We start from the raw sequence: 25,062 nt of genomic DNA, 5'->3' as shown, positions 1-25,062 counted from the left end.
TATCCGAAAGTTCTGTCGACAAAGATAGTTTTTTCTGCACAAAACCAACTCTAATGCGCAGAAAACTTTACCGGCGGGTATAAAAAAAGCCGTCCGAAAGAATCGGACGGCTCAGTGCTTTATTTGGTTCTCAAAACTAATTAGCAGTTTACAGAAGCCATGTGAGCGATCAAATCCAATACTTTGTTAGAGTAACCGATTTCGTTGTCATACCAAGAAACAACTTTAACGAAAGTATCAGTCAAAGCGATACCAGCTTTAGCATCGAAGATAGAAGTGTGAGTATCACCCAAGAAGTCAGAAGAAACAACTGCATCTTCAGTGTAACCCAGAATACCCTTCAATTCGCCTTCAGAAGCTTCTTTCATAGCTGCACAGATTTCAGCATAAGTAGCCGGTTTAGCCAAGTTTACAGTCAAGTCAACTACAGAAACGTCCAAAGTCGGAACACGCATTGACATACCAGTCAATTTACCGTTCAAAGTCGGGATAACTTTACCTACAGCTTTAGCAGCACCAGTTGATGACGGAATGATATTGCCAGAAGCAGCACGACCACCTCTCCAGTCTTTCATAGACGGACCGTCAACAGTCTTCTGAGTAGCAGTAGTAGAGTGAACAGTAGTCATCAAACCATCAGTGATACCCCATTTGTCGTTCAAAACTTTAGCGATCGGAGCCAAGCAGTTAGTAGTACAAGATGCGTTAGAAACGAATTGAGTACCTTTAACGTAAGTCTTTTCGTTAACACCGCAAACGAACATCGGAGTATCGTCTTTAGAAGGAGCAGACATAACTACGTATTTAGCACCAGCTTGGATGTGAGCCTGAGCTTTTTCTTTAGTCAAGAACAAACCAGTTGATTCAACTACGTATTCTGCTTCAACTTCGTTCCATTTCAAGTCAGCCGGATTCTTTTCTGCTGTTACACGGATTTCTTTGCCATTAACAATCAATTTGCTGTTTTCAACGTCAGCTTCGATTGTACCATTGAATTTGCCGTGCATTGTATCGTATTTCAACATGTAAGCCAAGTAATCAACCGGGCACAAGTCGTTAATACCTACAATCTGAATGTCGTTTCTGTTTTGAGCAGCACGGAATACGAAACGGCCGATACGACCGAAACCGTTAATACCTACTTTAATCATTTTGTTTAAGTTTTAAAGGTTTTATAATTAATTTATAAACACTCACCTACATCGTTCCGGAGCTTTTCGCTCCTTCTCTTATCAATTTGCGTTGCAAAAATAAGAATTTCTTTTTAAAAAGAGGAAGGAAGTAAGATAATTTTTGTAAAAATTCGTATCCTTCTTTAAGAATTACAACGGCATATTGCCATGCTTCTTCGGCGGATTGCTTTGGCTCTTATTCTGAGTCATTTCCAAAGCCTGAATCAGCTTGAAGCGAGTATCTTTCGGAAGAATGATTTCATCAATGTAACCTTGCTCGGCTGCACGATACGGATTCGAGAATTTTTCTTTGTATTCTTCTACCGCCTGTGCCTTTTCTTCGGGCGTTGATTTACGATACAGGATATTGACTGCACCGTCTGCTCCCATCACGGCAATTTCGGCTGTGGGGTACGAGAAGTTTACATCCGAACCAATCGGTTTGCTGTTCATCACGATGTACGCGCCACCGTATGCCTTGCGGGTTATCACCGTAATTTTGGGAACGGTAGCCTCGGCATAAGCGTAGACTATCTTCGCACCGTGACGGATGATTCCGTTGTGTTCCTGAGCACATCCCGGAAGGAAACCGGGCACGTCTTCGAAAGTAACAATAGGGATATTGAAGCAGTCGCAGAAACGGATGAAGCGAGATGCCTTATCGGAAGCGTCGATATCGAGCACACCCGCCAGATAAGCAGGCTGATTTGCCACGATACCTACCGAACGGCCTCCCAAGCGCGCAAATCCCACTACTATGTTTTTAGCGAAATGAGGCATTACCTCGAAGAAGTATTGGTTGTCAACCACCGGCTCGATGATATTTTTGATATCGTAAGGCATGTTGGGGTCGTCGGGGATAACGCTCATCAGCGATTCGTCCGCACGACGGATGTCGTCTGAGCAGGGTTGCATCGGGGCATCTTCCATGTTGTTCGAGGGAAGGAAGCTCAGCAACTCACGGATGCTCATCAGGGTTTCTTCTTCCGTTTCACACAAGAAATGGGTTACACCGCTCTTGCTGCTGTGCGTATAAGCACCTCCCAATTCTTCTTTATCTACCTCCTCGTGTGTAACAGCCTTTACCACATCGGGTCCGGTAATAAACATGTGGCTTTTTTCTTTCACCATGAAAATAAAGTCGGTCAGCGCCGGAGAGTAACAAGCTCCTCCCGCACACGGGCCCAAGATGGCAGATATTTGCGGAATCACGCCCGAAGCAATGGTATTCTGGTAAAAGATTGAAGCGTATCCGGAAATACTGCCCACGCCTTCTTGGATACGTGCGCCGCCTGAGTCATTCAAGGCAATAACCGGAGCTCCGTTCTTCAGAGCCAATTCTTGTACTTTCACGATTTTCTTCGCACCGGTTGTACTCAGCGTACCTCCATACACCGTAAAGTCGTAAGCATATACGTATACCAGCCGGCCGTCTATTTTACCGTAACCACATACGATACCGTCGCCGGGAATATGCTTTTTATCCATTCCGAAATCGGTGCAATGATGAATCACAAACTTGTCGATTTCATTGAACGTACCTTTATCCAATAACATGTCGATACGTTCGCGGGCAGTCATGTGTCCGTTGGCATGTTGTTTTTCCACACGCTCTACACCGCCGCCTTGAGATGCCAGTTTATCCAGCTCCTCAAATTTCTTATATTGTTCTTCTGCCGTCATAATCAATCTTGCTCGTTATTAATTACATCCAATGTCATAATCACTTGATTGCTGTTTACAGAGTCTCCTTCGTTTACCAGAATATCTTTTACGACACAATCACTGCTTACCTTATAGTTGCTCTGCATCTTCATCGCTTCGATTACTACCACGATGTCGCCTGCCTGCAAGCGGTCGCCCACCTTCACCGGAATCTTGACTACCTTGCCCGGCATCGGAGAAACAATCTTGTCTTCCTGCTTTTCTTCGGCACCCTTGCGCATACGCAGGTATTTCGCCTGAGAGTCGATGATATCAATGTTATACGACTGATAGTGAGCATTTACCGTATAACTCTTACCTCCCTCTTTGCGAATCAGTTCGGCGTTATACGATTTTCCGTTGTGCAGAATCGAACAACTTCCGTTTTCTGCCATTACAATGTCGACATCGTAAGGCACTCCGTCGATAGTCAGTTGCACCTTGTTTCCTTCTTTACTTACCAACGTTACATCGGCCACTCTTTCACCTATATGTATTTCCATACCTTATTAGTTTTTGAGTTCTTCAGAATTCAAAGAACTTAAATCCGTAATACTCCTTTCTTCAAACCAAATTCGCGCCAGCGGCTGATGGGTCGGTTGTCCGACGAACCGGTGTTGTTTTCTTCCAGATTCATCAGATAGTCAATGTAAGCCGCAATCATTGCAATGTTTTCGGTTTCTTCTTCTTTCTGTCCCGCCCATTGGCGCAACATATCCTGATGTTTCGGGATGAAGAGCGTGTTATAATGTCCTTCCACGAAGTCAGGTACATTCATTATATGGCGCAAGTAAGCGATATTGGTCTTCAATCCTGTAATCTTATATTCGTATAACACACGGCGCATACGCTCGATGGCAAACTGGCGGGTGGTAGCCCATACAATCAACTTACCTATCATCGGGTCGTAGTAAATAGGAATTTCGTAGCTTTCATATACATAGCTGTCGATGCGTACGCCAATGCCGTTCGGTTCAATCAACTGACGGATGATACCCGGAGAAGGCATGAAGTTATTTTCCGAATCTTCGGCACAGATACGGCATTCGATTGCGTGTCCGCGCTGAATGAGTTCTTCCTGTTTGAAATGCAGCGGTTCGTTATTGGCTATACGGAGCTGTTCTTTCACCAAGTCAACGCCTACTACCTCTTCCGTAATCGGATGTTCTACCTGAAGACGGGTATTCATTTCGAGGAAGTAGAAGTTGCGATGCTTGTCCACCAAGAATTCAATGGTTCCCGCACCCTTGTAGTTCACAGCTTTGGCTGCTGCCACAGCCGCCTCACCCATTTTCTTACGCAACTCAGGAGTTACGAACGGCGACGGGGTTTCTTCTACTATTTTCTGGTTACGGCGCTGGATGGAACATTCGCGCTCAAACAAGTGAACGGCGTTTCCGTAATTATCGCCTAAAATCTGAAACTCGATATGGTGGGGTTCTTCTACGAATTTTTCCAAGTAAACCGTGTCGTCGCCGAACGAAGACATTGATTCCGAACGAGCCGTATTATAGGCTTCTTCCACTTCGTCTTCACTATGAATCAGGCGCATCCCCTTTCCGCCGCCACCCATAGAGGCTTTCAGCATCACGGGGTAGCCTATGCGGTTACAGATTTCTTTTGCTTCTTCTACACTCTGCAAGGGCTGTTCCGTACCCGGCACTACCGGCACACCGGCTGCAATCATGTGTTTGCGGGCAGAGATTTTATCGCCCATCGCATCCATTGTTTCCGGGTCGGGACCGATAAAGATAATTCCTTCCTCGCGGCAACGGCGTGCGAACTCCGAGTTTTCAGACAAAAAGCCATATCCCGGATGGATGGCATCCGCTCCATGACGTTTTGCTGCCATGATAATTTTATCAATATTCAAATAACTCTCACGCGAGGCAGCCGGACCTATCAAACAAGCCTCATCGGCATAAAGAACGTGGCGAGCCGTTCTGTCGGCTTCCGAAAAGACTGCCACCGTGCGGATGCCCATCTCACGACAAGAGCGCATTACACGTACAGCTATTTCACCACGGTTAGCGATTAATACTTTGTGTATCATGCTTTAGGATTTAATTATAATCTTTTTCATACTCTTTTCCGGGAGAACCTTTCGTTTCGGCACAAGAACCCAGAAACTGTGCAAAAGTAGAAAAAAAGCGCAACCATTCCAACGAATGCCTTTTTTTTTTGACATTACGCTCTCAAAATGCGGGGAAATACCCATTTTGAGGTATGAAGAGATGCAAAAAACGCAGAAAAAGCAAAGTCGAGTTTGCAATAGGGAATGTAAGGCTTGTTCTTTTTCAATCCGCCAGCGGAAAAACACGACCTTCCATGCTGATTTGCGACACTCTTCCGGGCTGTGTTACTTTCACCGTACACCGGTTTGAATGCGGGCGGAGCAGGATAACGACATCCCTGTCGTCTACGATGCCTTCGCCGCGCACTTTGATATGGAAGCGACATTCGCCGTTGCGTTTCTTCTTGCCTTCCGACACTTCTGCCCGCAGGTTCTCTTTCCGATCGGCAGGGAAACCAATATGCAGCCTCATGCCGTCATTGGGGGATATGTAGTAAGAAAAGTCCCCACCGTTTGCTTTCAGATAGCTTTCCCTCATCTCTTTGTATTCGGTGAGGGCAGGCGTAAGCGGACTGGCGGACGAGGGGTAGAGGGCATCCAGCTGCACGATGAAACACCCGTTGCGTAATGCCAAAAGGGCTTCCTGATGTTCCGATTTCTGCTCCGGTGTTATCTGCTGTGTTTTACAACTGACACATAAACAGAAAAGAGCAAACATGAAAGAAAAGATTTTTATAAAACGCATCTTTGTCTATAAATTACATTTAAACTCTAAGGTAACAACTCTCGCTGTAAATATAACAATTTAGTTTCACATATCATAGCTATCCACCGCAGTTTTCACAAAAAAAGATTACCTTTACATCCTCAAACAAATCGCAATGCTTATGAACGTACAGATAGAAGAAAGTTGGAAACAGGTCCTCGCTCCGGAATTTGAAAAAGATTATTTCGTCAAGCTGACCGATTTTGTCCGTCAGGAATACCGCACCACCACGGTCTATCCTCCGGGGCGGTTAATATTCAACGCATTCAACCTCTGCCCTTATAATAAGGTAAAGGTGGTCATTATCGGGCAAGACCCCTACCACGGTCCGGGACAGGCGCATGGGCTTTGCTTTTCGGTGAACGACGGAATCCCTTTCCCTCCTTCCCTTCAAAATATATTCAAGGAAATCCATGACGATTTAGGCACTCCGATTCCTACTACCGGAAACCTGACGCGCTGGGCGGAACAGGGGGTGTTGATGCTTAACGCCACGCTGACCGTGCGAGCGCACCAAGCCGGTTCACACCAGCGCAAAGGATGGGAGGAGTTTACCGATGCCGCCATCCGCGCACTCGCCGAAAACCGCGAACATTTGGTGTTCATCCTGTGGGGGTCGTATGCACAAAAGAAAGGGGCGTTCATCGACCGCACCAAACATTTGGTACTGACTTCCGTCCATCCCTCTCCCCTCTCTGCCTACAACGGCTTTTTCGGGAACAAACATTTCAGCCGTGCCAATGCGTACTTGGTGGAGCATGGGGAAACGCCGATTAATTGGTAATACTTTTCAACGGCATAAAAAGAGGAAAGGCTGCCTGCGAGTAAAAACATCATACTCGCAAACAGCCTTTTCTGCTATGAATGAGGCCCTATATTCAGGCTATCCGTTCTGTTTGGCTACTTCAGCTTCATCAATACAGGCTGTTTCACAGTGCTGACTTCCGACTGAACGGTTTCATTCAGTTGCTCGAAAATCGTGATTTTGTTTTCGCCTTTCTTCAACCAAACACCGGGAATGTACAGTGTTTGCTGAGGACCTACCTGCCAGTAACGACCGATGTTGATTCCGTTGATGAAGATAATTCCTTTTCCCCATGCTTCCATGTCGATGAAGGTGTCGCCGGTTTGGTCGAGCGTGAAAGTTCCTTCGTAAATAGCCGGACAGTCTTTCAATTTGTTGGCTTGGGTAGATCCGATTGTGTACACATTTCTCTTCAACGTCTGCAAATCGGGAGCTTCGCTCATGGGCAGGCGGTACATGTTCCATCCGCCGGTGATTTCTTTGCCGGCAATGGTTACGGGACTGATGATTCCTTTCGTATTGTGTACGATTTCGCTGCCGTAATTGATGCGTCCCATGTTTTCTACCAATATTTCCAATGTGGCGTTAAAGGGAACATCGATTTCCATTGAGTAGGTTTGCGTATTACGGTTCAGTACACCCACCTTTTCGCCATCGACATACACCACGGCGTAATCGCGCAAGCCCGGAATCTCCAGCGTGCCACTGATGGGCTGATTGAAGTGACGAGTGTATAATACGTAGCCGTAACCCTGATTCAGTTGCTCGAAAGTCTGGGGGTCATTATTCGTTACGGGAGTAGTCGATTCGGTCAGGGCAAGCACATCTGCCACTTTGGTCAACTTGATAGAAGGTATCTCGATAACCGGATTAGGAGCGGGGGCATCGGGGATGGCGTATTTCACGTAGCGTTTCATCACGTTACGGATGGAGTCGTACTTGGGAGTAACCCAGCCTGCTTCGCTGATGGGTGCATCGTAATCGTAACTGGTCATGTCGGGCTGAATGTCACGTCTCTTGTCGTAGTTGGCTCCGCTGGTAAATCCGAAGTTAGTACCTCCGTGTACCATATAGAAGTTGAAAGACACGTCGTTCTTCAAGTAGGCTTCCGTCTGGCGGGCGATTTCCGACGCACTTACCTGCGGGAAAGGTTCCGCCCAGTGAGACAACCATCCGGGGTAAAATTCCGCCACCATGTACGGGCCTTTGCCGCCGTGATACTGGTCGACTACTTTTTTCAGGTTTTCGATGTCGCTTTCACCGTTTGCCGTGGGCAGTGCGCCTTCGGTAGTTCCGCCTTCAAACAGCCAGCTTCCGTCGGACGTAAACAGCGGGACATTGAAACCGGCATCGGCAAGCTGCTGCTTAATCTTGGCATTGTAAGCGCGGTGTTCTTCCAACGGAATATCTTTCCGCTGAGCTACATACGAGCCGAACTCGTTTTCGCACTGCACCATAACGATAGGGCCTCCCTTCGTACACTGCAAGTCGCCCACTTCCTGATACAGACGTTCAATGTAGGATTTCGTACGTTCCAAGAAAGCCGGGTTATCGCGACGGATTTCCATGCCGGGGATATTCTGAAGCCACCACGGATAGCCTCCGTATTCCCATTCGGCACATACATACGGACCGGGACGAAGTATCACCATCATGCCTTCTTCGCCGGCAATACGGATATACTCGGCAAGGTTCTTATCGCCCGAAAAATCCCATTTTCCGGGTTCGGTTTCATGCAGATTCCAAAACACGTATGTAGCCACCGTGTTCAGTCCCATTCCTTTCATCATCTGCAAACGATGACGCCAGTATTGATGCGGAATACGGGCGTAGTGCATCTCTCCTGCATGGATTGACACCACCTCGCCGTTCCGATAAAAATGACCGTCTTTAATTTCGAAAGTTGTTTTCTTTGAGGCTGCAAACCCTAACGAAGAAAATAACATCAGCAACACACAAATAAGGTTCGTTTTCATGATAAGATTTAGTTTTAATGATAAAATGTGTTATGTGTAATAAGCCGAGCTGACAAACAGCCGTTCCAAACACAAAGATAGAGGTTAGCCGAAAACGAAACAAACTTATCGGGGATATTTTAACGGGATGCTTACCAACTTGTAACCATTCACTTCGTCAGCAGCCATTGCGTAAATCATATTCCGTGCCTCATCTACACACAAGCGCAGCAAACGTTGCTTAACGTTTATCTTCCGGAGGGCTTTTCCCTGCCAGTCGAATACCATTACCGATTGAGGCTCCGCAGCATCGCCTTTCTCGTGCAACAGCGCATAAACAAACTGATCTGTCGCATAAACATCTTCAAACCCCAACTGCGTATTTTCATTACCTACAACATACGATGGCACTGCTCCTTCTGCCAATCCGTAGACAGGTTCATAGATATATAATGTAGTGTCTGCACACAGTCCTAAATCCGGCTGCACACTAAAGTATTCCAATATCCCGCCTATATAAGTAGCGTTTAACATCTTTGAACAATCAGGCTTTAAGCAAGTGCGCGTATCGCTGCTAAACACCGACCATACTTCTTCAGCTTTGCCGGCTACACAACCAGTAGGAAAATCACCATAAACAGATGTTATTTCACCTTTTGCCAAATCCAATTTGCCATAACGCAGCTTGGGTTGATTAGCCTTAACCAAAAACACCTCATCCTTCACCGGAAGCATATCGTATAGGATATAAGGAATATCCGACGGGGGAAGCAGCGTGTAATCTATTTTATATTCTTGGAAAAGCAAATCCTTTACGTAATCTCCATTCAATTTATACATCACTATTTTACGCGATACGCCATCATAAACATATAACGAATCTCTGTCTTCTGACAGATGGAACTGATTGGCAGACAAAAGTTCGCCCGGTCCTTGTCCCTTACGTGCAAAATGCCCAATAGGTTCTCCCTTCAATGTATATACATGAAAGTAATAATCATCCATATAATCCAATACCACAAGCAGGGAATCCGTATATTCCATCTGCAAGGGGAAATGCCATAAAGAAGAGTCATTCAAGATTTGCACCTGTACATCATAAACATTTTCCGAGTTAATCCCATTGGAATAATAATCTGACTTGCTACTTCCGGAACATCCTACAATCAACCAGCTTACAAATAATAGCAAATAAATAATTGAGTTCTTCATCCTTTATACTTTTATCAAAATAGTACATCTTAAATGAATGTGCCATCATGTCAAAAATACACACTAAATAAAAATTGATTTATCACTTCTCTATGACGAGTCTTTTTCACATTTTAGCACATTCAAGAACTCTCACATTTTTAATTACATGGAACAAGAATGGCTACCTGTTAAAGTCCCTTTAGATGGTCCTATTTCAGTCCCACATAATCCACATTTTGCATGACACCTATTTACACTACCCCTACATGACCAGCTTGTATTTGTTCCACTTTCATTACCTGCCAATGCTTCTATATTCTCCAAAGCCAAATCTGACAATTCTTCTTTATTTTGTGCATTATAAGCTGTAATACCGGCTACCACAGCTAAAGCAGCCGCAAAAGCAATTTTTAAAATCGTATTTTTCATAAAATAATTTGTTGTTTGTTATTCGTTTCTTTGGTTTACTTTTCTCTTACAAAGCTGCAAATCCCCGATTTGCGAATAAAGATAAAAACTATTGAGAAACGAAACAAACTTATCGGAAATATTTTTACGATGTCCTCTTTTAAAGGACAAGAAAGGAAGCGACCAGAATAGCAATACACTAATTTTAAGCACTTTACACCCATGCAAAGAAGTTGAAAAACCTTAGCGGTAGCGCAGGGCAGTCTTCCGAATAGAATTGGTCAACTCTACCGCATGGACTGACCAACACTAACGGTAACGTTTTGAGGGTATTTTAAATGGTTGGCAAAGCAGTTGGGTTCAGATAAAAAAAGCGTGCAGGCTTGGGGATTTCTCCGACAAGTCTGCACGCAACCAAATGTAATGAAACTAAGTCTAACTATCAGTCGATTTCTTCATCGGCTTCGTAACCGCCCATTTCGCGGATGGCGTTTTTCAGCATCACGTATTGCTGGAACAGGTGGTTTACGGGGATTTCGTTTTCGGTATAATCGTGCATCGGGCTCTTGAGGAAGAAGCTCAAGAAACGCTGGATGCCATAACGTCCGGCGCGAGCAGCCAAATCGCTCAACAAAACAAGGTCGAGACACAGCGGAGCTGCCAAAATAGAGTCGCGGCAAAGGAAGTTAATCTTAATCTGCATCGGGTATCCCATCCAGCCGAAGATGTCGATGTTATCCCACCCCTCTTTGTTATCGTTACGCGGCGGATAGTAGTTGATACGTACCTTGTGATAGTAATCAGTATAAAGGTCAGGCTGATTTTCGGGCACCAAAATAGACTCCAACGTAGAAAGTTTGCTTACCTCTTTGGTATGGAAGTTGGCAGGTTCGTCGAGCACCAAGCCGTCGCGGTTACCCAAGATATTGGTAGAGAACCATCCCGACAAACCTAAGCAGCGTGTCCCGATAATCGGTGCGAAACCCGATTTAACCAAAGTCTGTCCGGTTTTGAAGTCTTTGCCGGCAATCGGCATTTGGGTCTTTTCAGCCATTTCCCACATCGCCGGAATGTCAACTGTGGTATTAGGCGCACCCATAATGAAAGGAGCACCTTCGGCAAGTGCGGCATAAGCGTAACACATAGACGGAGCCACATGCTCGCGGTCGTCGTTCTTCATAGCCTGTTCAAGGGCAGCCAGCGTGCCGTGTACCTCTTCGCACACCGGAACATAAATTTCGGTAGAAGCCGCCCAAAGCACTACGATACGGCTGCATCCGTTTGCTTCCTTGAAGTTGCGGATGTCTTGGCGAAGCTGTTCCACCATCTCCCAGCGCGTAGCACAGTCTTTCACATTGTTTCCATCCAAACGTTTTGCATAGTTGTGGTCGAAAGCCGCTTTCATCGGAACAATCTTTTCCAGTTCGTCTTTAACCGGATTGATGTCTTTTTCTTTCAGCACCTCGCAGTTGATGGCAGATTCGTAAGCATTGGCAGGATATACATCCCATGCACCAAACACGATGTCGCTCAACTGAGCCATCGGAACGATGTCGCCATAATGCAAGTATTTCTTTTCAGCTCCCCTTCCTACGCGGATTTTATCGTATTGGGTCATCGAACCCACCGGTTTTGCCAGTCCTTTACGAACCATTAACACTCCAGTTATAAAGGTTGTGGCCACAGCGCCCAGCCCCACGCACAATACGCCCAGCTTTCCGTCAGCCGGTTTTACATTCATGTTTTTCATTTCTAAATTCCTTTTTTCCTTTTTATAAACAATATTTTTTGCTTTATAGACAAAACAAGTGCCCAAAGTTACGGTTTTGTTTAAATAAAACCACTTTTCGGGGAGCATTTTATTTGTATATCGGTAAATATGTGCCATAAAATCAGAGAAAAGGAACATTTGTTTAATTTCCAAGAAAAGAAGAACATAAGAAAAATATATGTATCTTTGCGCCCGAATCTTAGAACAGTAAGAAAGATGAATGATATTTGTTGCATAGGACATATCACTTTAGACAAAATCGTAACCCCGAAACAAACCACTTACCTGCCGGGAGGTACGTCTTATTATTTTTCACATGGTATGCGCCATCTGAAAGACACTCGAAACTACAAGCTCATCACAGCGCTTGCACCCAGCGAATACAAAGCAGTAGAAGACATGCGCAAAGAAGGCATCCGGGTAAAGGTATTGCCCAGCCGGAAAACCGTTTATTTTGAAAATACGTACGGAGAAAACCAAGATAACCGCACGCAGCGAGTGCTTGCCAAAGCCGATCCGTTTACGGTAGACGAGCTGAAAGACGAAAAAGCTCACATCTTTCATTTGGGCAGCCTGCTGTCGGACGATTTCTCGCTGGACGTAGTAAAGATGCTTTCCGACAAAGGAATCCTTGCCGTTGATGCACAAGGCTATCTTCGCGAGGTGAGAGGTGAAAAAGTTTACCCCATTGATTGGAAAGACAAAAAAGAAGCGCTGAAGTACATCGACATTTTGAAAGTAAACGAACACGAAGCCGAGGTATTGACGGGTTTCAAAGACCCGAAACAGGCTGCGCTGCAACTGGCTGCTTGGGGCGTAAAAGAAGTGTTGCTTACGTTAGGCAGCCTCGGTTCGCTGATTTACGCTGAAGGGAAGTTCCACAAGATTCCTGCCTACCCTCCCCATGAGGTAGTAGACGCAACGGGATGTGGCGACACGTATGTATTGGGATACTTATATATGCGTAACAAAGGGGCATCGTATGAAGAAGCCGGATGTTTCGCCGCTGCCATGTCAACCATCAAGCTCGAAAAGTCGGGACCGTTCTCCGGCACGGAAGAAGATGTCTGGAAAATAATCCACACAAGCAACCTGCATCCGCAAACTTTATAACGAAAATAAAGACAGAAAACAGATGTTATTCGGGAAAAAGGTATAACTTTGTCTGTATGAAACTCTAAAATTTGACGACTATGTACACAATACAGACAAACCCTTCGGGAACCCGAAGCATGGAAATCTCGGAAACACATCTGGAAACAATTGATAAATATGCGCTCTTTCAAGGATTAATAGACAGCAACGGAATCGTAGACGAGAGCGTACTCGACAAACTGAAGCTGAACGTCCGTTCGCTGATTGCTTCGATGGAAGAAAACAGCAAAGACTTGCTCGACCTCTGCATCGATGTGATTTATCATAATAACATGAAAGCCTTCGGGCTGCATCAGCTCATTTTGCTTTACATCAACTGGAAACGTGATAAAGAAACAGAATAACCTGACTGATTGGTTGCCTACAACCAAAAAAGAAGTAGAATTAAGAGGATGGGACGAACTGGATGTCGTTCTGTTCAGTGGCGATGCTTATGTAGACCATCCGTCGTTCGGGGCGGCTGTCATCGGGCGTATGCTGGAGGCGCAGGGGCTGAAAGTGGCGATTGTTCCCCAACCGAATTGGCGCGATGACTTGCGCGATTTCAAGAAATTGGGTCGCCCGCGCCTGTTTTTCGGTGTATCTGCCGGATGCATGGACAGCATGGTAAACAAATATACGGCAAACAAACGGCTCCGCAGCGAGGATGCTTATACTCCCGATGGGCGTCATGACATGCGTCCGGAGTATCCCACCATCGTTTATTCCCAGATATTAAAAAGACTTTTTCCCGATGTCCCCGTCATCATAGGGGGCATCGAGGCTTCTTTACGCCGGCTGACGCATTATGATTACTGGCAAGACAAGGTGCGTCCGTCTATTTTATTGGAATCGGGAGCCGATTTGCTGATTTACGGCATGGGCGAGAAACCGATTACGGAACTTTGCCGGCGCATGAAGATTTCGGCTGACATTCCTCACGACATCCCGCAGACTGCTTACCTGACCCGGCGCAATGAAACGATTTCCGCCACCGGGGGGTGGGAAGACTTGACGTTGTTCTCGCACGAGGAATGCCTGAAAGACAAGCGCAAGCAGGCGCAAAACTTCCGTCACATTGAAGAAGAATCAAACAAATATGCGGCGGCACGTATCCTGCAAACCGTTGAGGGACGTACCGTGGTGGTTAATCCGCCCTATCCGCCCATGACACAAGGCGAACTTGACCGTTCGTTCGACCTTCCTTATACGCGACTTCCTCATCCCAAATACAAAGGGAAACGGATTCCTGCCTACGAGATGATTAAATTCTCGGTCAACATTCACCGCGGATGTTTCGGAGGATGCGCGTTCTGCACCATTTCTGCCCATCAAGGCAAGTTCATCGTAAGCCGAAGCAAAGAGAGTATCTTGCGCGAGGTGAAGGCTATTACCGAAATGCCCGACTTCAAGGGATACCTAAGCGACCTCGGCGGGCCGTCTGCCAACATGTATCGCATGGGTGGAAAAGACGAAACGCTTTGCCGGCGGTGCAAGCGTCCGTCGTGCATTCATCCCAAAGTGTGTCCGAATCTGAATACCGACCATCGCCCGCTGTTGGATATTTATCGGGCGGTCGATGCCTTGCCGGGTATCAAGAAGAGCTTCATCGGGAGCGGAGTGCGTTACGACCTGTTGCTTCACGAGAGCAAAGACGAGGCGACGAACCGCGCCGCAGCCGAGTACACGCGAGAGCTTATCGTGCGCCACGTGAGCGGACGGCTGAAAGTGGCTCCCGAACACACCAGCGACCGCGTGCTTTACCTGATGCGCAAGCCTCCGTTCGAGCAGTTCTACCGGTTCAAACGCATCTTCGACACGCTGAACCGTGAACTGAACCTTCGCCAGCAGATTATCCCTTACTTTATCAGCAGCCACCCCGGATGTACCGAAGAGGACATGGCAGAACTGGCGGCTATCACTAAAAAGTTGGATTTCCATTTAGAGCAGGTTCAAGACTTCACTCCCACGCCGATGACCGTTGCCACCGAAGCTTGGTATACAGGTTTTCACCCTTACACCCTTGAACCGGTTTATTCTGCCAAGACCCAACGAGAGAAATTAGCCCAACGCATGTTTTTCTTCTGGTATAAACCCGAAGAACGGCGGAATATTATCAATGAGCTTAAACGCATGGGCAGAAACGACCTTATCGACAAACTTTACAAAAGATAACTGACCGGATTCAGAGCCTGCTATACAGCTGTTATGCAGGCTCTAAATCCGATTTTAAACTTTCCCCCTCAAGCCCGGATTCCCGGTCTGTACACCTCTAAAAACATTACGGTTAGAAATTTAATTTCTTGCGGAAGGATTCATCGTTTCTATTCGGAAGACTTACGGGGCTTTCGGGTAGAATTTTCCAGCTTTCAGACGAGGTATAAAACACGCCCTAATTCCCCTGTATGCTTGCCACGGAACTTCTCCCTTCCTTGCGTAAAAGAGGTCAAAATTCCGCCGCATTCTTACCTCCCTGCCTCAAGTTACGCCCGATGTTCTGTTTATATTTGTTAAATCATGCAGACACGTGCAGTATATTCGTTAAGAAACCATTTATTTAGCACAGAAATACTGAAAAACATTTAGAAACCAAAAAATTAATTGAATATGAAGAAAATGAAATGGGCGGCAATGTTTGCCGCAGCTGTGGCGATGTTGGGATTTACCTCTTGCTTGAATAGCGATGACGATAACTCTAACTATCCGGGATATGAGTATGTACAAATAACCAGCTCAATCGGTTATTATTCTTTCCGCAACGCCAGCGGATATACCCTTACCCCGACCAATCAGGGAGATTTATCGAAAGTCAATTTTGGAAGCGCACGGTATGCAGTGATGAGCTACCAGTATAATCCGGATTCGATAAATAATGTAACCCACACAGTAGACATCACTGTTACAGGATTAGCTCCGGTAGAAACGTACCGTAATCTTTACAACGAAAGTGAAGTAACCAGTTTCGCCAACGCTCCGTTCTATGCCGTAGGTGTAGACTCTTATGCAGCTCCTTACTTCGATAAGAACACGCTTTTCATTTTAGCCGCATACTATGCCAAACTTGATTCAGACGGCGACCTTGACGAAGCGAGCACCAACCATACATTCGGTCTTTACTATGATGCAAATGCTGAACCGGAAGCGATGTATTCAGACGACTTGGTAATGACGCTGTATCACCACGTAACCGATACAAACCTTAACAAAGAGCGTACGCAATTTACCAGCAAATATCTGCATTTCGACATCAGCAGCGCCGTTGCCGCTTACCAAAGCAAAAACGGTGAATTGCCCGACCAGATTGTAATCAAATACAAAACTCCGGATACTTCAATGGGAGGAACCGACTATGAAAAGCTGTTGGATTATGCCAATGCAAAGGATGCTACCAACCCGCTGCAAATACCTTACCAACGATATTTCGCTGAAGACAGCAACAGCAGTACGAATAACTAATGCTTAATTTATAATAAACAAAAAGGAGACATGCCGATAATGTCTCCTTTTTTTATACATTTGCGTTTCGTTCTAACCAAAGAATGAAGAAAAGATGAATTATAAAGAGTTATTCCATAAAATACTGGGTTTGCTTTCTGCTCCGGGAAAGGCGTGGGAGGAAATTTGTACTGAGAACGAAAGAAACAACATACTGACCGGATTTGTCTACCCTCTCATCGGAGTTTGCGGGCTGGCAGAATTTGCAGGAACATTCATCGAACGAGGCATCTCGCCCGATGTGTTCCAGTATGCCTTACAGAGTTGTTGCGCCGTAGCCGTGGCTTTATTCGGCGGTTTTTTCCTTGCCTCCTACCTGCTTGAACGGATGGGACAACGATGGTTCGGCTTGTCGTGCTCCCGCGAAAGGATGCAAGCCTTTACGGGTTACTCGATGGTAGTTATCTTCGTACTCGATACCATTTGCCCGTTTTTCCCGATAGCCATATTACGCTGGCTGTTACAGTTATATACGCTTTTCATTGTTTTTGAAGGCGCACGCCGCTATCTGGACGTCAAAGACACCAAACTCACGTCGTACACCCTCGTGGCTACCATACTCATCTTGCTGTCGCCGGCATTGATTGAATTTATATTTAATAAACTCTCTGTTATTTTGAACTGATGAAAACTACCGCTAACAATAATATCAATATAAAAAACAAACGAGCGTCTTTCGACTATGAATTTATTGATACATACACTGCCGGAATCGTACTCACCGGAACGGAAATCAAATCCATCCGTCAGGGTAAGGCGAGTTTGGTAGATACGTATTGTTTCTTCTCAAGAGGCGAACTGTGGGTGAAAAACATGCACATCGCCGAATATTTTTACGGTTCGTACAACAATCATGCTGCACGGCGTGACCGCAAGCTGCTGCTTACCAAAAAAGAACTGCGCAAACTGGAACGCACATCAGACGAACCGGGATTTACCATCGTACCCGTACGCATGTACATCAACGAAAAAGGATTGGCGAAAGTTGTTATCGCATTAGCGAAAGGTAAGAAGCAATACGATAAACGACAAACGCTGAAGGAAAAAGAAGATAAGCGCATGATGGACAGAATGTTTAAAAGATAATGCTGCAAACGGCATTAATGTGTTTTTCTTCCTTTAACTTTTCCTATACTCAACTCTTCGAACCATGACAATACAACAACTGACAGACCAACGCATCCTCATCCTTGACGGAGCGATGGGGACAATGATTCAACGGTATCGCCTTTCGGAAACAGACTTTCGCGGAGAACGTTTTAAAGACATCGCGGGGCAACTGAAAGGATGCAACGACTTACTCAACCTGACGCGCCCCGATGTTATCGAAGATATTCACCGGAAATATCTGGAAGCGGGCGCAGACATCATCGAAACCAATACATTCAACGCCACTTCCATCTCGATGGCGGATTACCACATACAGGAGTATTGCCGCGAAATCAACCTTGCGGGTGCTGAACTGGCACGACGCATGGCGGACAGATATGCCACACCGGAAAAACCGCGGTTTGTAGCCGGCTCGGTAGGACCGACCAACAAAACCTGTTCCATGAGTCCCGATGTAAACAATCCCGCTTTCCGTGCCCTCACGTTCGACGAATTGCAGGATGCTTATTGCGAACAGATGGAAGCGCTCTTACAGGGAGGCGTAGACGCACTGCTGATAGAAACGATTTTCGATACGCTAAATGCCAAAGCAGCTATCCGTGCCGCTGAACTTTCGATGGCGAAAACCGGACGCCGCGTGCCGCTGATGCTGTCGGTCACCGTATCGGACGTGGCAGGGAGAACCCTATCCGGACAGACGCTTGACGCATTCCTCGCTTCGGTTCAACATGCAGACATTTTCTCGATAGGGCTGAACTGCTCATTCGGAGCCAAACAATTAAAACCTTTCTTGGAACAGTTGGCTAAGCGTGCGCCCTACCGCATCAGTGCCTACCCGAATGCCGGACTTCCCAACAGCCTCGGCGAATATGACCAGACGCCGGAAGAGATGGCAGACGAGGTGAAAGAATACATTGATGAAGGGCTGGTAAACATCATAGGCGGATGTTGCGGAACTACCGAAGCATATATCGCCAAGTTCTGCGAGCTGGCGAAGGGAAAGAAACCGCACGTTCCGGCCGAATGTCCGCAGTATCTGTGGCTGTCGGGACTGGAGTTGTTAGAAGTATCGCCCGAAATAAACTTCGTAAACGTGGGCGAACGTTGTAACGTAGCGGGTTCGCGCAAGTTTCTGCGACTGATAAACGAGAAGAAGTACGAAGAAGCCTTGTCTATCGCCCGCAAACAGGTGGAGGACGGAGCGCAGATTATCGACGTAAACATGGACGACGGACTGCTGGACGCTGCCGAAGAGATGACAACTTTTCTTAATCTCGTTGCCTCGGAACCGGAGATAGCCCGCGTGCCGATCATGATTGACTCCTCGAAGTGGGACGTTATTCTTGCCGGATTAAAATGTACGCAGGGGAAAAGCATTGTCAATTCCATCTCGCTGAAAGAGGGGGAAGAGGCATTTATCAACCACGCCCGCACGGTAAAACAATACGGAGCGGCGGTTATCGTCATGGCATTCGACGAGAAGGGTCAGGCAGACACATTCGAACGGAAAATCGAAGTCTGCGAGCGTGCATACCGTATCCTGACCGAACGGGTGGGATTCAAGCCGCAAGACATCATATTCGACCCCAACGTACTTGCCGTTGCCACGGGTATGGAAGAACATAACAATTATGCCGTCGACTTTATAAAAGCTACCGGCTGGATTCGGCGCAACCTGCCGGGTGCCCATGTCAGCGGCGGGGTAAGCAACCTTTCTTTCTCGTTCCGGGGGAACAATTACATCCGTGAAGCGATGCACGCCGTATTCCTTTACCACGCCATCCGCGAAGGCATGGACATGGGCATCGTAAACCCCGGTACATCGGTGCTTTACACAGACATTCCCGCCGACATCTTGGAACGCATTGAGGATGTGATTCTAAACCGCCGGCCCGACGCAGCCGAGCGACTGATTGAGACTGCCGAAATGTTGAAAAGCCAAAACGAAGCCTCAACCGGAAAAACGTCCGACACCACACCTGCTGCCGGACAGACAGTGGAAGAGCGTTTGCAATACGCATTGGTCAAGGGTATAGGCGACCATCTGGAAGAAGATTTGCACGAAGCACTACAAACTTATCCCAACGCCGTAAGCATTATCGAAGGACCGCTGATGGCGGGCATGAATTACGTGGGCGAGCTGTTCGGGTCGGGAAAAATGTTCCTGCCGCAAGTGGTAAAAACCGCACGCACCATGAAGAAGGCGGTTGCCATCCTTCAGCCTTACATCGAAGCCGAAAAACAGGAGGGGACAAAAAGTGCCGGAAAGGTATTGGTGGCAACGGTGAAGGGCGACGTACACGACATCGGAAAGAACATTGTTTCGGTAGTCATGGCATGTAACGGTTACGAGATTATCGACCTCGGTGTGATGGTGCCCGCCGAAAAGATTGTAGAGACGGCTATCAAAGAGAAAGTAGACATTGTAGGACTGAGCGGACTGATTACGCCTTCGCTGGAAGAGATGGTTCACGTGGTAACGGAATTGCAACGCGCCGGGCTTGACATTCCGGTGATGATAGGCGGCGCCACTACCTCGAAGCTTCACACGGCATTGAAAATATCGCCCGTCTACCATGCGCCCGTGGTTTATATGAAAGATGCTTCGCAAAACGCTTTAGTGGCGGCAAAGCTGTTAAATCCCGACCAGCGCAATGCGTTTACCGAAGAGTTGGAAAAAGAATACCAAGAGCTGCGCGAAAAGAACCGTACGCGCACGGTGAAAACGGTTTCGCTGAAGGAAGCGCAAGAAAACAAACTCAATTTATGGGACTAAACGCAAGCGGTAGAACAGTTGGCTTCTACCCATAGAAACAGGCAACTCTATGGGAAGGAATTGACCGCTCTACCGCATGAAATTAAGAGGGCATAAAAAGAATCCCGAAGCGTGTTCGAATGTTGCTTGAACCGCTTCGGGATTTCTTTTATAATCAATCGGTCAGGAAGCTGTATACTCCCTCGCCGTTATTTCTTGGTCACCACTTCGAAGATTTCGGCTGTACCTTCAAGGCTCAGCGAAACAACCTTGTCGCTTGCTATTTCTACCTTTGCGAAGGCGGTGTTGAGCATGGTTTCCGAAACCACTTTGCCGTCTTTATCCAACTGTTTGCAGGTTATGGGAGCTGACAGTTTGTTCATCAACAGTACGTAACCTTTCACGCCTTGAGAAACTTCAAACGTCAGCGTACCTTTGCTCAGGTAAGAGGTTTCCAGATTCTGGTCGAATGCAAACACCGCTTTGGCGGGTTCCTCTGCCTTGACTGCGAATCCCAAATTATCGGGAGTAAGCGGATTTACCTCGAACGAACGTACGGAAGCGTAGTTCTTACGGTCGGAATCCAAACGGAGCAAGCGGATGTAACGCGCTTTCACAGCATCGCCCTTCCAGTTGATGTCGTACTGTTTGGTCAGTTCTTCGGTAAGCGGTTTCCATGTCTTTCCATCGGCCGAATACTGCACCACAGCGTGGTCGAAATAATCCACATCATCTACCGAGTTTCTACCCTGTATAATCGTAACCGCATTTACATCGCGTACGTCTCTCAAGTCTACGCCAATCCAGTCGTTCGGCTTCTGACCGATACCCGAAGTATAATGAGTATTCAGATCATTATCAAGCATCAGTTTGCTGAGCACGGTTGTCGAGTTGCTGAACGAGCCGATTCCCTTATACTGTTTCGGAGTTTCGCCCGTCAGTTTTTTGAGGAATCCGAACGCCATGTCATCCATGATGTTCAGGTAGAAAGGTTGCAGCTTCAGCGTACCCGACTTGTGTTCTTCGAATGCCTTGCGGTCATCGGCATCCATCAGGTTCTGAACGTATTTGTTCCAGAAACCGGCATCGTCGTTACCGGCACGGTAAATGCGTGCCAGCTCTATCGCCTGCTTGCCGCGCGTACCTAATTTGCCGAACTCTACCAGCCACGGACGTAACTCGCCTTTCAGCAAGTTATTGGAACATCCCTGCTCCATCTGTGCAGGCACTTTCTCGATGCGTTCAAATTCGTCTTCCAAAGCCTGAGCCGCTTGGTCTGACCAATCAGCCAACCGGAAAGTTTTCGTTTCCCACGATTCATCGCGGCGGTATCCCGTTTCCGTGTCACACGAGTGGATGGCAAAAGTCCGGTACGCTTCGCGTGCGTCGGGAGCCAGCTCGCCAAGTCCTCTTTCCCAGTTATCTATCGGGTTATAGGCAGCCACGTTCCACGTATAGTCTGCCACGCCATACAACGCAAGTTTCGATGCTTCACCATGCTCCATCGGGTTACTTACCACACCGCACGTTTCTTTGTCGGTAAGCGAAGTATCCAGTCCGTACACCGGTCCTTGAAGAAGGAAATTGCGTGCATAGTCGGTTACAGGATAGTTCCACCAATAGTAAGCCGGACGCTTGATACGTGAATCCACAAATTCCAATGTCTCCGGAGTCAGGTCGCTACAAACCACATCACCCGTCCAGAACACTTTGATTTCCGGATTCATCGTATTACCGTAAATGGCAAGACTGCCTTTCGGCGTGGGGTTTGCCCACAACTTAGAGTAGTCGGTAGGACAAACGGTAAGCGGACTAACGTCTCCTTTTTCTTTCACGAACTCATCGGTCAGGCGGTTCAGCAACTCGGTTTGCTTGTAAGGATTGGTTCCCTCGCCTGAAATGTCATCAAAGAAAATAGCAAAATGACGCACGCCCAAGTCGTACATCAGATTAAACTTATTGACCAGATTGTTATAGTCTTCTTCGTTCCACTTGATGTCCTGTCCCGGATGGATTGCCCAAACAAAATCCACATAATTACGGTTACAAGCCTCTATCAGCTCTTTGATGTTTTGAGCTTCTTTTTCAGGATAAGGCAGACGCCAGTTCGGACAACTGTGATACGGGTCATCTTTCGGTCCGTAAAGGTAAGTGTTCATTTTAAACTTGCCGTAGAAATCAATCAGCGACAGACGCACGGCGTGCGACCACGGCGTACCGTAAAATCCTTCTACCACTCCGCGGTTGGGCAAGTCGGGATAATCATTGATATCCATATACGGCAACTCACCGTCTTTCACTGCCGGGCTTTCCAACAACTGGCGAAGAGTTTGAATACCATAAAAAGCTCCCCGCTCGTCGTAACCAACGATGGTAACACCTTTTTTGTCGATACGCAGCATGTATGCGCCCGACACTTCTTTCACTCCAGCCTTTGCAGCAGCTTTGCCGCCGAAATCAACATTCAGCTTAACGCCTTTCTTGTCGAGGGTAGTAAAGCCAAAGGCATTGGCAAACTTATTCTGCTTGTCTTTCAAAGCAAACCCTTCAGAAACGTTCCATACATTGGCTCTGTCGACCGTCATCCGGTGCGGCATCGGATTGACAATGAGACCCTGATGGTCTAATTTCTTACCCGTGACCGGCAAAACGTTCTGCACTTCCGATCGCTGAGACGACAGGTCAAACTCCGCCTCTTGAGCTGCCAAAGTGCCACACGCCATCGCGCAAGCAACCGCAGCTATCATCGATTTGTTACGACTTAAATACATACTCCCAAAATTTAAATATACACTAAATTTATAATTTACTTAATCTTTTCCCGAATCTTGCTAAGATAGGCGTGCATCCCCTCAGCATCTTTCCGGCTGATAATATCCAGCAGTTCGTTAAGCTCTGTGCGGATGCCTTCTACCTGTTCGGGGGTATGCGGGTTAAACAATATCTCTTGCAACAAGTAATCGTCTTCACTCAACACGCCTTTGGCTATGTCCATGTGACGCTTGAAAGTAGTACCCGGAGCGTCCTGATGCTTCATTACGGCAGCGAAGACAAAGGTAGACACGAAAGGAATGGAAAGCGAGTATGCCACCGTTTCGTCGTGTTCCTTAAACGTGTATTCAAAGATATTTAATCCCAAACGCTGATAGAGGTCTTTGAAAAAGATTTTCCCTAAATGGTCGCCTTCTTTAATGATGATGGCGTTTTCGGTACTCAGCTTATCAAGATTGGCAAACGTAGGGCCGAACATCGGGTGGGTAGACACGTAACGGAAGCCGCACGTATCGTAAAATTCCTTTAATCCGGTTTTAACCGAAGCTATATCGCTGATGATACAGTCTTTCGGAAGAACCGGAAGTACCTGATGAAAAGCATCGAGCGTATATTTCACTGTGGCGGCGTTAATCACCAGTTCCGGTTTAAACTCAGCGATTTCTTCCAACGAAGTAAACCGATAGCAGTTATACATAAACCGCAAGCGTTGGGGATTTACATCGTAAACAGCCGTTTCGTGCTCGAAACTCAATATGTCGGTAAAGAAGGAACCCATTTTTCCGGCTCCCAATATCAATATTCGCATTTATTCTTGATTTATATATTTATGGTTTATTTGTTAATGATTTCCATTTGCTGACGAACACTTTCTTCGTGAATCAGTTCAAAGACTTGCTTTACAAAATTAGCATCCATGCCACACAACGAACCTTGCGCACCGCGCTTGTCTAATATTTCATTGTAACGTCCAGTTTGAAGGATGGTCATGTTATGTTCTTTCTTGAAAGTACCGATTTCGCGGCATACACGCATACGTTTTGCAAGCACTTCCATCAGGTCGTTATCACATTCGTCTATCTGCCGGCGCAGTTCGTTCAGGTTTTCGGTAGACTGGTGCTCGCTGCGGATAACCAACAGGTTTAAGATGTAATCTAATACGTCGGGAGTAACCTGCTGAGAAGCGTCACTCCATGCTCCGTCGGGGTTACAATGAGATTCTACAATCAATCCGTCAAATCCCAAGTCCATAGCCTGCTGGCAAAGCGGAGCAATCAGTTCACGTTTTCCTCCGATGTGGCTGGGGTCGCACAATATCGGCAGATTCGGGATGCGGCGGCGCAATTCTATCGGAATATGCCATTGCGGAAGGTTACGGTATATTTTCTTGTCGTAAGACGAGAATCCGCGATGAATGGCTCCAATACGTTTCAGTCCGGCATTATTGATACGTTCCAATGCTCCAATCCACAGTTCCAAATCAGGGTTCACGGGATTCTTTATCAATATAGGAATGTCTACGCCTTTCAGTGCATCGGCTATTTCCTGTACGGCAAAGGGGTTTGCAGTAGTACGCGCACCTATCCACAACAGGTCGATACCTGCTTTCAGACATTCGTACACGTGTTTGGCAGTGGCAACCTCTGTGGTAACATACATACCGGTTTCTTTCTTCACTTCTTTCAGCCAAGCCAATCCCTCTACGCCGATCCCTTCGAAACCTCCCGGTTTTGTACGGGGTTTCCAGATTCCGGCACGGAATATTTTGATACCTTTGTCTGCCAACTGCTTGGCGGTAGACATCACTTGTTCTTCAGTTTCGGCGCTGCAAGGTCCTGCTATTACCAACGGACGTTCTTTAGATACGCCTTCCAGTTCGATAGGTTGTAAATCAAGTTCCATATCTTTAAAGTTTTTAAGTATTCACATTCAGAGGACAAAACTTTC

At 46.7% G+C, this 25,062-nt stretch carries 20 protein-coding genes; 8 read left to right on the top strand and 12 right to left on the bottom strand.

The window, feature by feature from the left end:
* Positions 1–140: 140 nt before the first annotated feature.
* From gap to H9626_RS10030, 5 genes are all read right to left on the bottom strand, one after another.
* A complete protein-coding gene (gene gap / locus H9626_RS10050; protein WP_191710409.1) occupies positions 141–1,151 on the bottom strand; it encodes a type I glyceraldehyde-3-phosphate dehydrogenase in 1,011 nt (336 codons plus the stop codon).
* A 171-nt stretch (positions 1,152–1,322) separates the two neighbouring features.
* Positions 1,323–2,855 (bottom strand): acyl-CoA carboxylase subunit beta, encoded by a 1,533-nt coding sequence (locus tag H9626_RS10045; RefSeq protein WP_178256266.1) that lies wholly within the window; start codon positions 2,853–2,855, stop codon positions 1,323–1,325.
* 2 nt (positions 2,856–2,857) lie between these two features.
* The gene (locus H9626_RS10040) at positions 2,858–3,379 is read right to left on the bottom strand and encodes an acyl-CoA carboxylase biotin carboxyl carrier protein subunit (RefSeq protein ID WP_178256267.1); all 522 of its coding nucleotides are present in this window, start codon (positions 3,377–3,379) and stop codon (positions 2,858–2,860) included.
* A 38-nt stretch (positions 3,380–3,417) separates the two neighbouring features.
* Entirely contained in the window at positions 3,418–4,929 is a 1,512-nt protein-coding gene (gene accC / locus H9626_RS10035; RefSeq protein ID WP_191710408.1) for an acetyl-CoA carboxylase biotin carboxylase subunit, read from the bottom strand.
* Between the two features lie 244 nt (positions 4,930–5,173).
* Positions 5,174–5,668 (bottom strand): hypothetical protein, encoded by a 495-nt coding sequence (locus tag H9626_RS10030; protein WP_191710407.1) that lies wholly within the window; start codon positions 5,666–5,668, stop codon positions 5,174–5,176.
* A 169-nt stretch (positions 5,669–5,837) separates the two neighbouring features.
* Between H9626_RS10030 and H9626_RS10025 the strand changes: the two genes are divergently transcribed.
* Complete coding sequence (locus H9626_RS10025; protein WP_191710406.1) at positions 5,838–6,500, top strand: uracil-DNA glycosylase; 663 nt, start codon at positions 5,838–5,840, stop codon at positions 6,498–6,500.
* A gap of 116 nt (positions 6,501–6,616) precedes the next feature.
* On the opposite strand, the gene H9626_RS10020 is transcribed toward H9626_RS10025, so the two are convergent.
* The 4 genes from H9626_RS10020 to H9626_RS10005 all read right to left on the bottom strand — a co-directional run bounded on the left by H9626_RS10020 (position 6,617) and on the right by H9626_RS10005 (position 11,828).
* Positions 6,617–8,497: a glycoside hydrolase family 35 protein gene (locus tag H9626_RS10020; protein WP_191710405.1), complete on the bottom strand. Its 1,881-nt coding sequence runs from the start codon at positions 8,495–8,497 to the stop codon at positions 6,617–6,619.
* A gap of 105 nt (positions 8,498–8,602) precedes the next feature.
* Positions 8,603–9,688: a BF3164 family lipoprotein gene (locus H9626_RS10015; RefSeq protein WP_191710404.1), complete on the bottom strand. Its 1,086-nt coding sequence runs from the start codon at positions 9,686–9,688 to the stop codon at positions 8,603–8,605.
* 144 nt (positions 9,689–9,832) lie between these two features.
* The gene (locus tag H9626_RS10010; RefSeq protein ID WP_191710403.1) at positions 9,833–10,099 is read right to left on the bottom strand and encodes an NVEALA domain-containing protein; all 267 of its coding nucleotides are present in this window, start codon (positions 10,097–10,099) and stop codon (positions 9,833–9,835) included.
* 421 nt (positions 10,100–10,520) lie between these two features.
* Entirely contained in the window at positions 10,521–11,828 is a 1,308-nt protein-coding gene (locus tag H9626_RS10005) for an inositol-3-phosphate synthase (protein ID WP_178256273.1), read from the bottom strand.
* Positions 11,829–12,065: 237 nt separating this feature from the next.
* On the opposite strand from H9626_RS10005, the gene H9626_RS10000 reads away from it, so the two are divergent.
* The 7 genes from H9626_RS10000 (at position 12,066) to metH (ending at position 20,364) form a co-directional block, all read left to right on the top strand.
* On the top strand, positions 12,066–12,962 hold the full coding sequence (locus H9626_RS10000) for a PfkB family carbohydrate kinase (RefSeq protein WP_178255675.1): 897 nt from the start codon (positions 12,066–12,068) through the stop codon (positions 12,960–12,962).
* Positions 12,963–13,042: 80 nt separating this feature from the next.
* Entirely contained in the window at positions 13,043–13,348 is a 306-nt protein-coding gene (locus H9626_RS09995; protein ID WP_178255676.1) for a DUF8442 family protein, read from the top strand.
* Entirely contained in the window at positions 13,329–15,158 is a 1,830-nt protein-coding gene (locus H9626_RS09990; RefSeq protein ID WP_288731869.1) for a YgiQ family radical SAM protein, read from the top strand. The genes H9626_RS09995 and H9626_RS09990 overlap by 20 nt, the downstream gene beginning before the upstream one ends.
* A 432-nt stretch (positions 15,159–15,590) precedes the next feature.
* Entirely contained in the window at positions 15,591–16,439 is an 849-nt protein-coding gene (locus H9626_RS09985; protein ID WP_178255677.1) for a hypothetical protein, read from the top strand.
* Between the two features lie 94 nt (positions 16,440–16,533).
* Positions 16,534–17,103 (top strand): Yip1 family protein, encoded by a 570-nt coding sequence (locus H9626_RS09980; RefSeq protein WP_178255678.1) that lies wholly within the window; start codon positions 16,534–16,536, stop codon positions 17,101–17,103.
* Positions 17,103–17,564, top strand: coding sequence for an SsrA-binding protein SmpB (smpB, locus tag H9626_RS09975; protein ID WP_178255679.1), 462 nt, complete (start codon positions 17,103–17,105; stop codon positions 17,562–17,564). The genes H9626_RS09980 and smpB overlap by 1 nt, the downstream gene beginning before the upstream one ends.
* A 64-nt stretch (positions 17,565–17,628) precedes the next feature.
* A complete protein-coding gene (gene metH / locus H9626_RS09970) occupies positions 17,629–20,364 on the top strand; it encodes a methionine synthase (protein WP_191710402.1) in 2,736 nt (911 codons plus the stop codon).
* A 188-nt stretch (positions 20,365–20,552) separates the two neighbouring features.
* On the opposite strand, the gene H9626_RS09965 is transcribed toward metH, so the two are convergent.
* From H9626_RS09965 to H9626_RS09955, 3 genes are read right to left on the bottom strand one after another with little or no spacing between them, the layout of a single operon-like run.
* Positions 20,553–23,114 (bottom strand): glycoside hydrolase family 84 protein, encoded by a 2,562-nt coding sequence (locus tag H9626_RS09965; RefSeq protein WP_225230954.1) that lies wholly within the window; start codon positions 23,112–23,114, stop codon positions 20,553–20,555.
* 35 nt (positions 23,115–23,149) lie between these two features.
* Positions 23,150–23,923 carry a prephenate dehydrogenase gene (locus tag H9626_RS09960; RefSeq protein WP_191710401.1) on the bottom strand — a complete coding sequence of 258 codons (774 nt, stop codon included), beginning with the start codon at positions 23,921–23,923 and terminating at the stop codon, positions 23,150–23,152.
* A 26-nt stretch (positions 23,924–23,949) separates the two neighbouring features.
* The gene (locus H9626_RS09955) at positions 23,950–25,017 is read right to left on the bottom strand and encodes a bifunctional 3-deoxy-7-phosphoheptulonate synthase/chorismate mutase type II (protein WP_178255682.1); all 1,068 of its coding nucleotides are present in this window, start codon (positions 25,015–25,017) and stop codon (positions 23,950–23,952) included.
* Positions 25,018–25,062 lie beyond the last annotated feature (45 nt).

The sequence above is a fragment of the Phocaeicola faecium genome, assembly GCF_014837055.1.
In the GTDB taxonomy this organism is placed as follows: Bacteria; Bacteroidota; Bacteroidia; order Bacteroidales; family Bacteroidaceae; genus Phocaeicola; species Phocaeicola gallinarum.
This window is presented reverse-complemented; position numbering and strand designations above follow the sequence as displayed.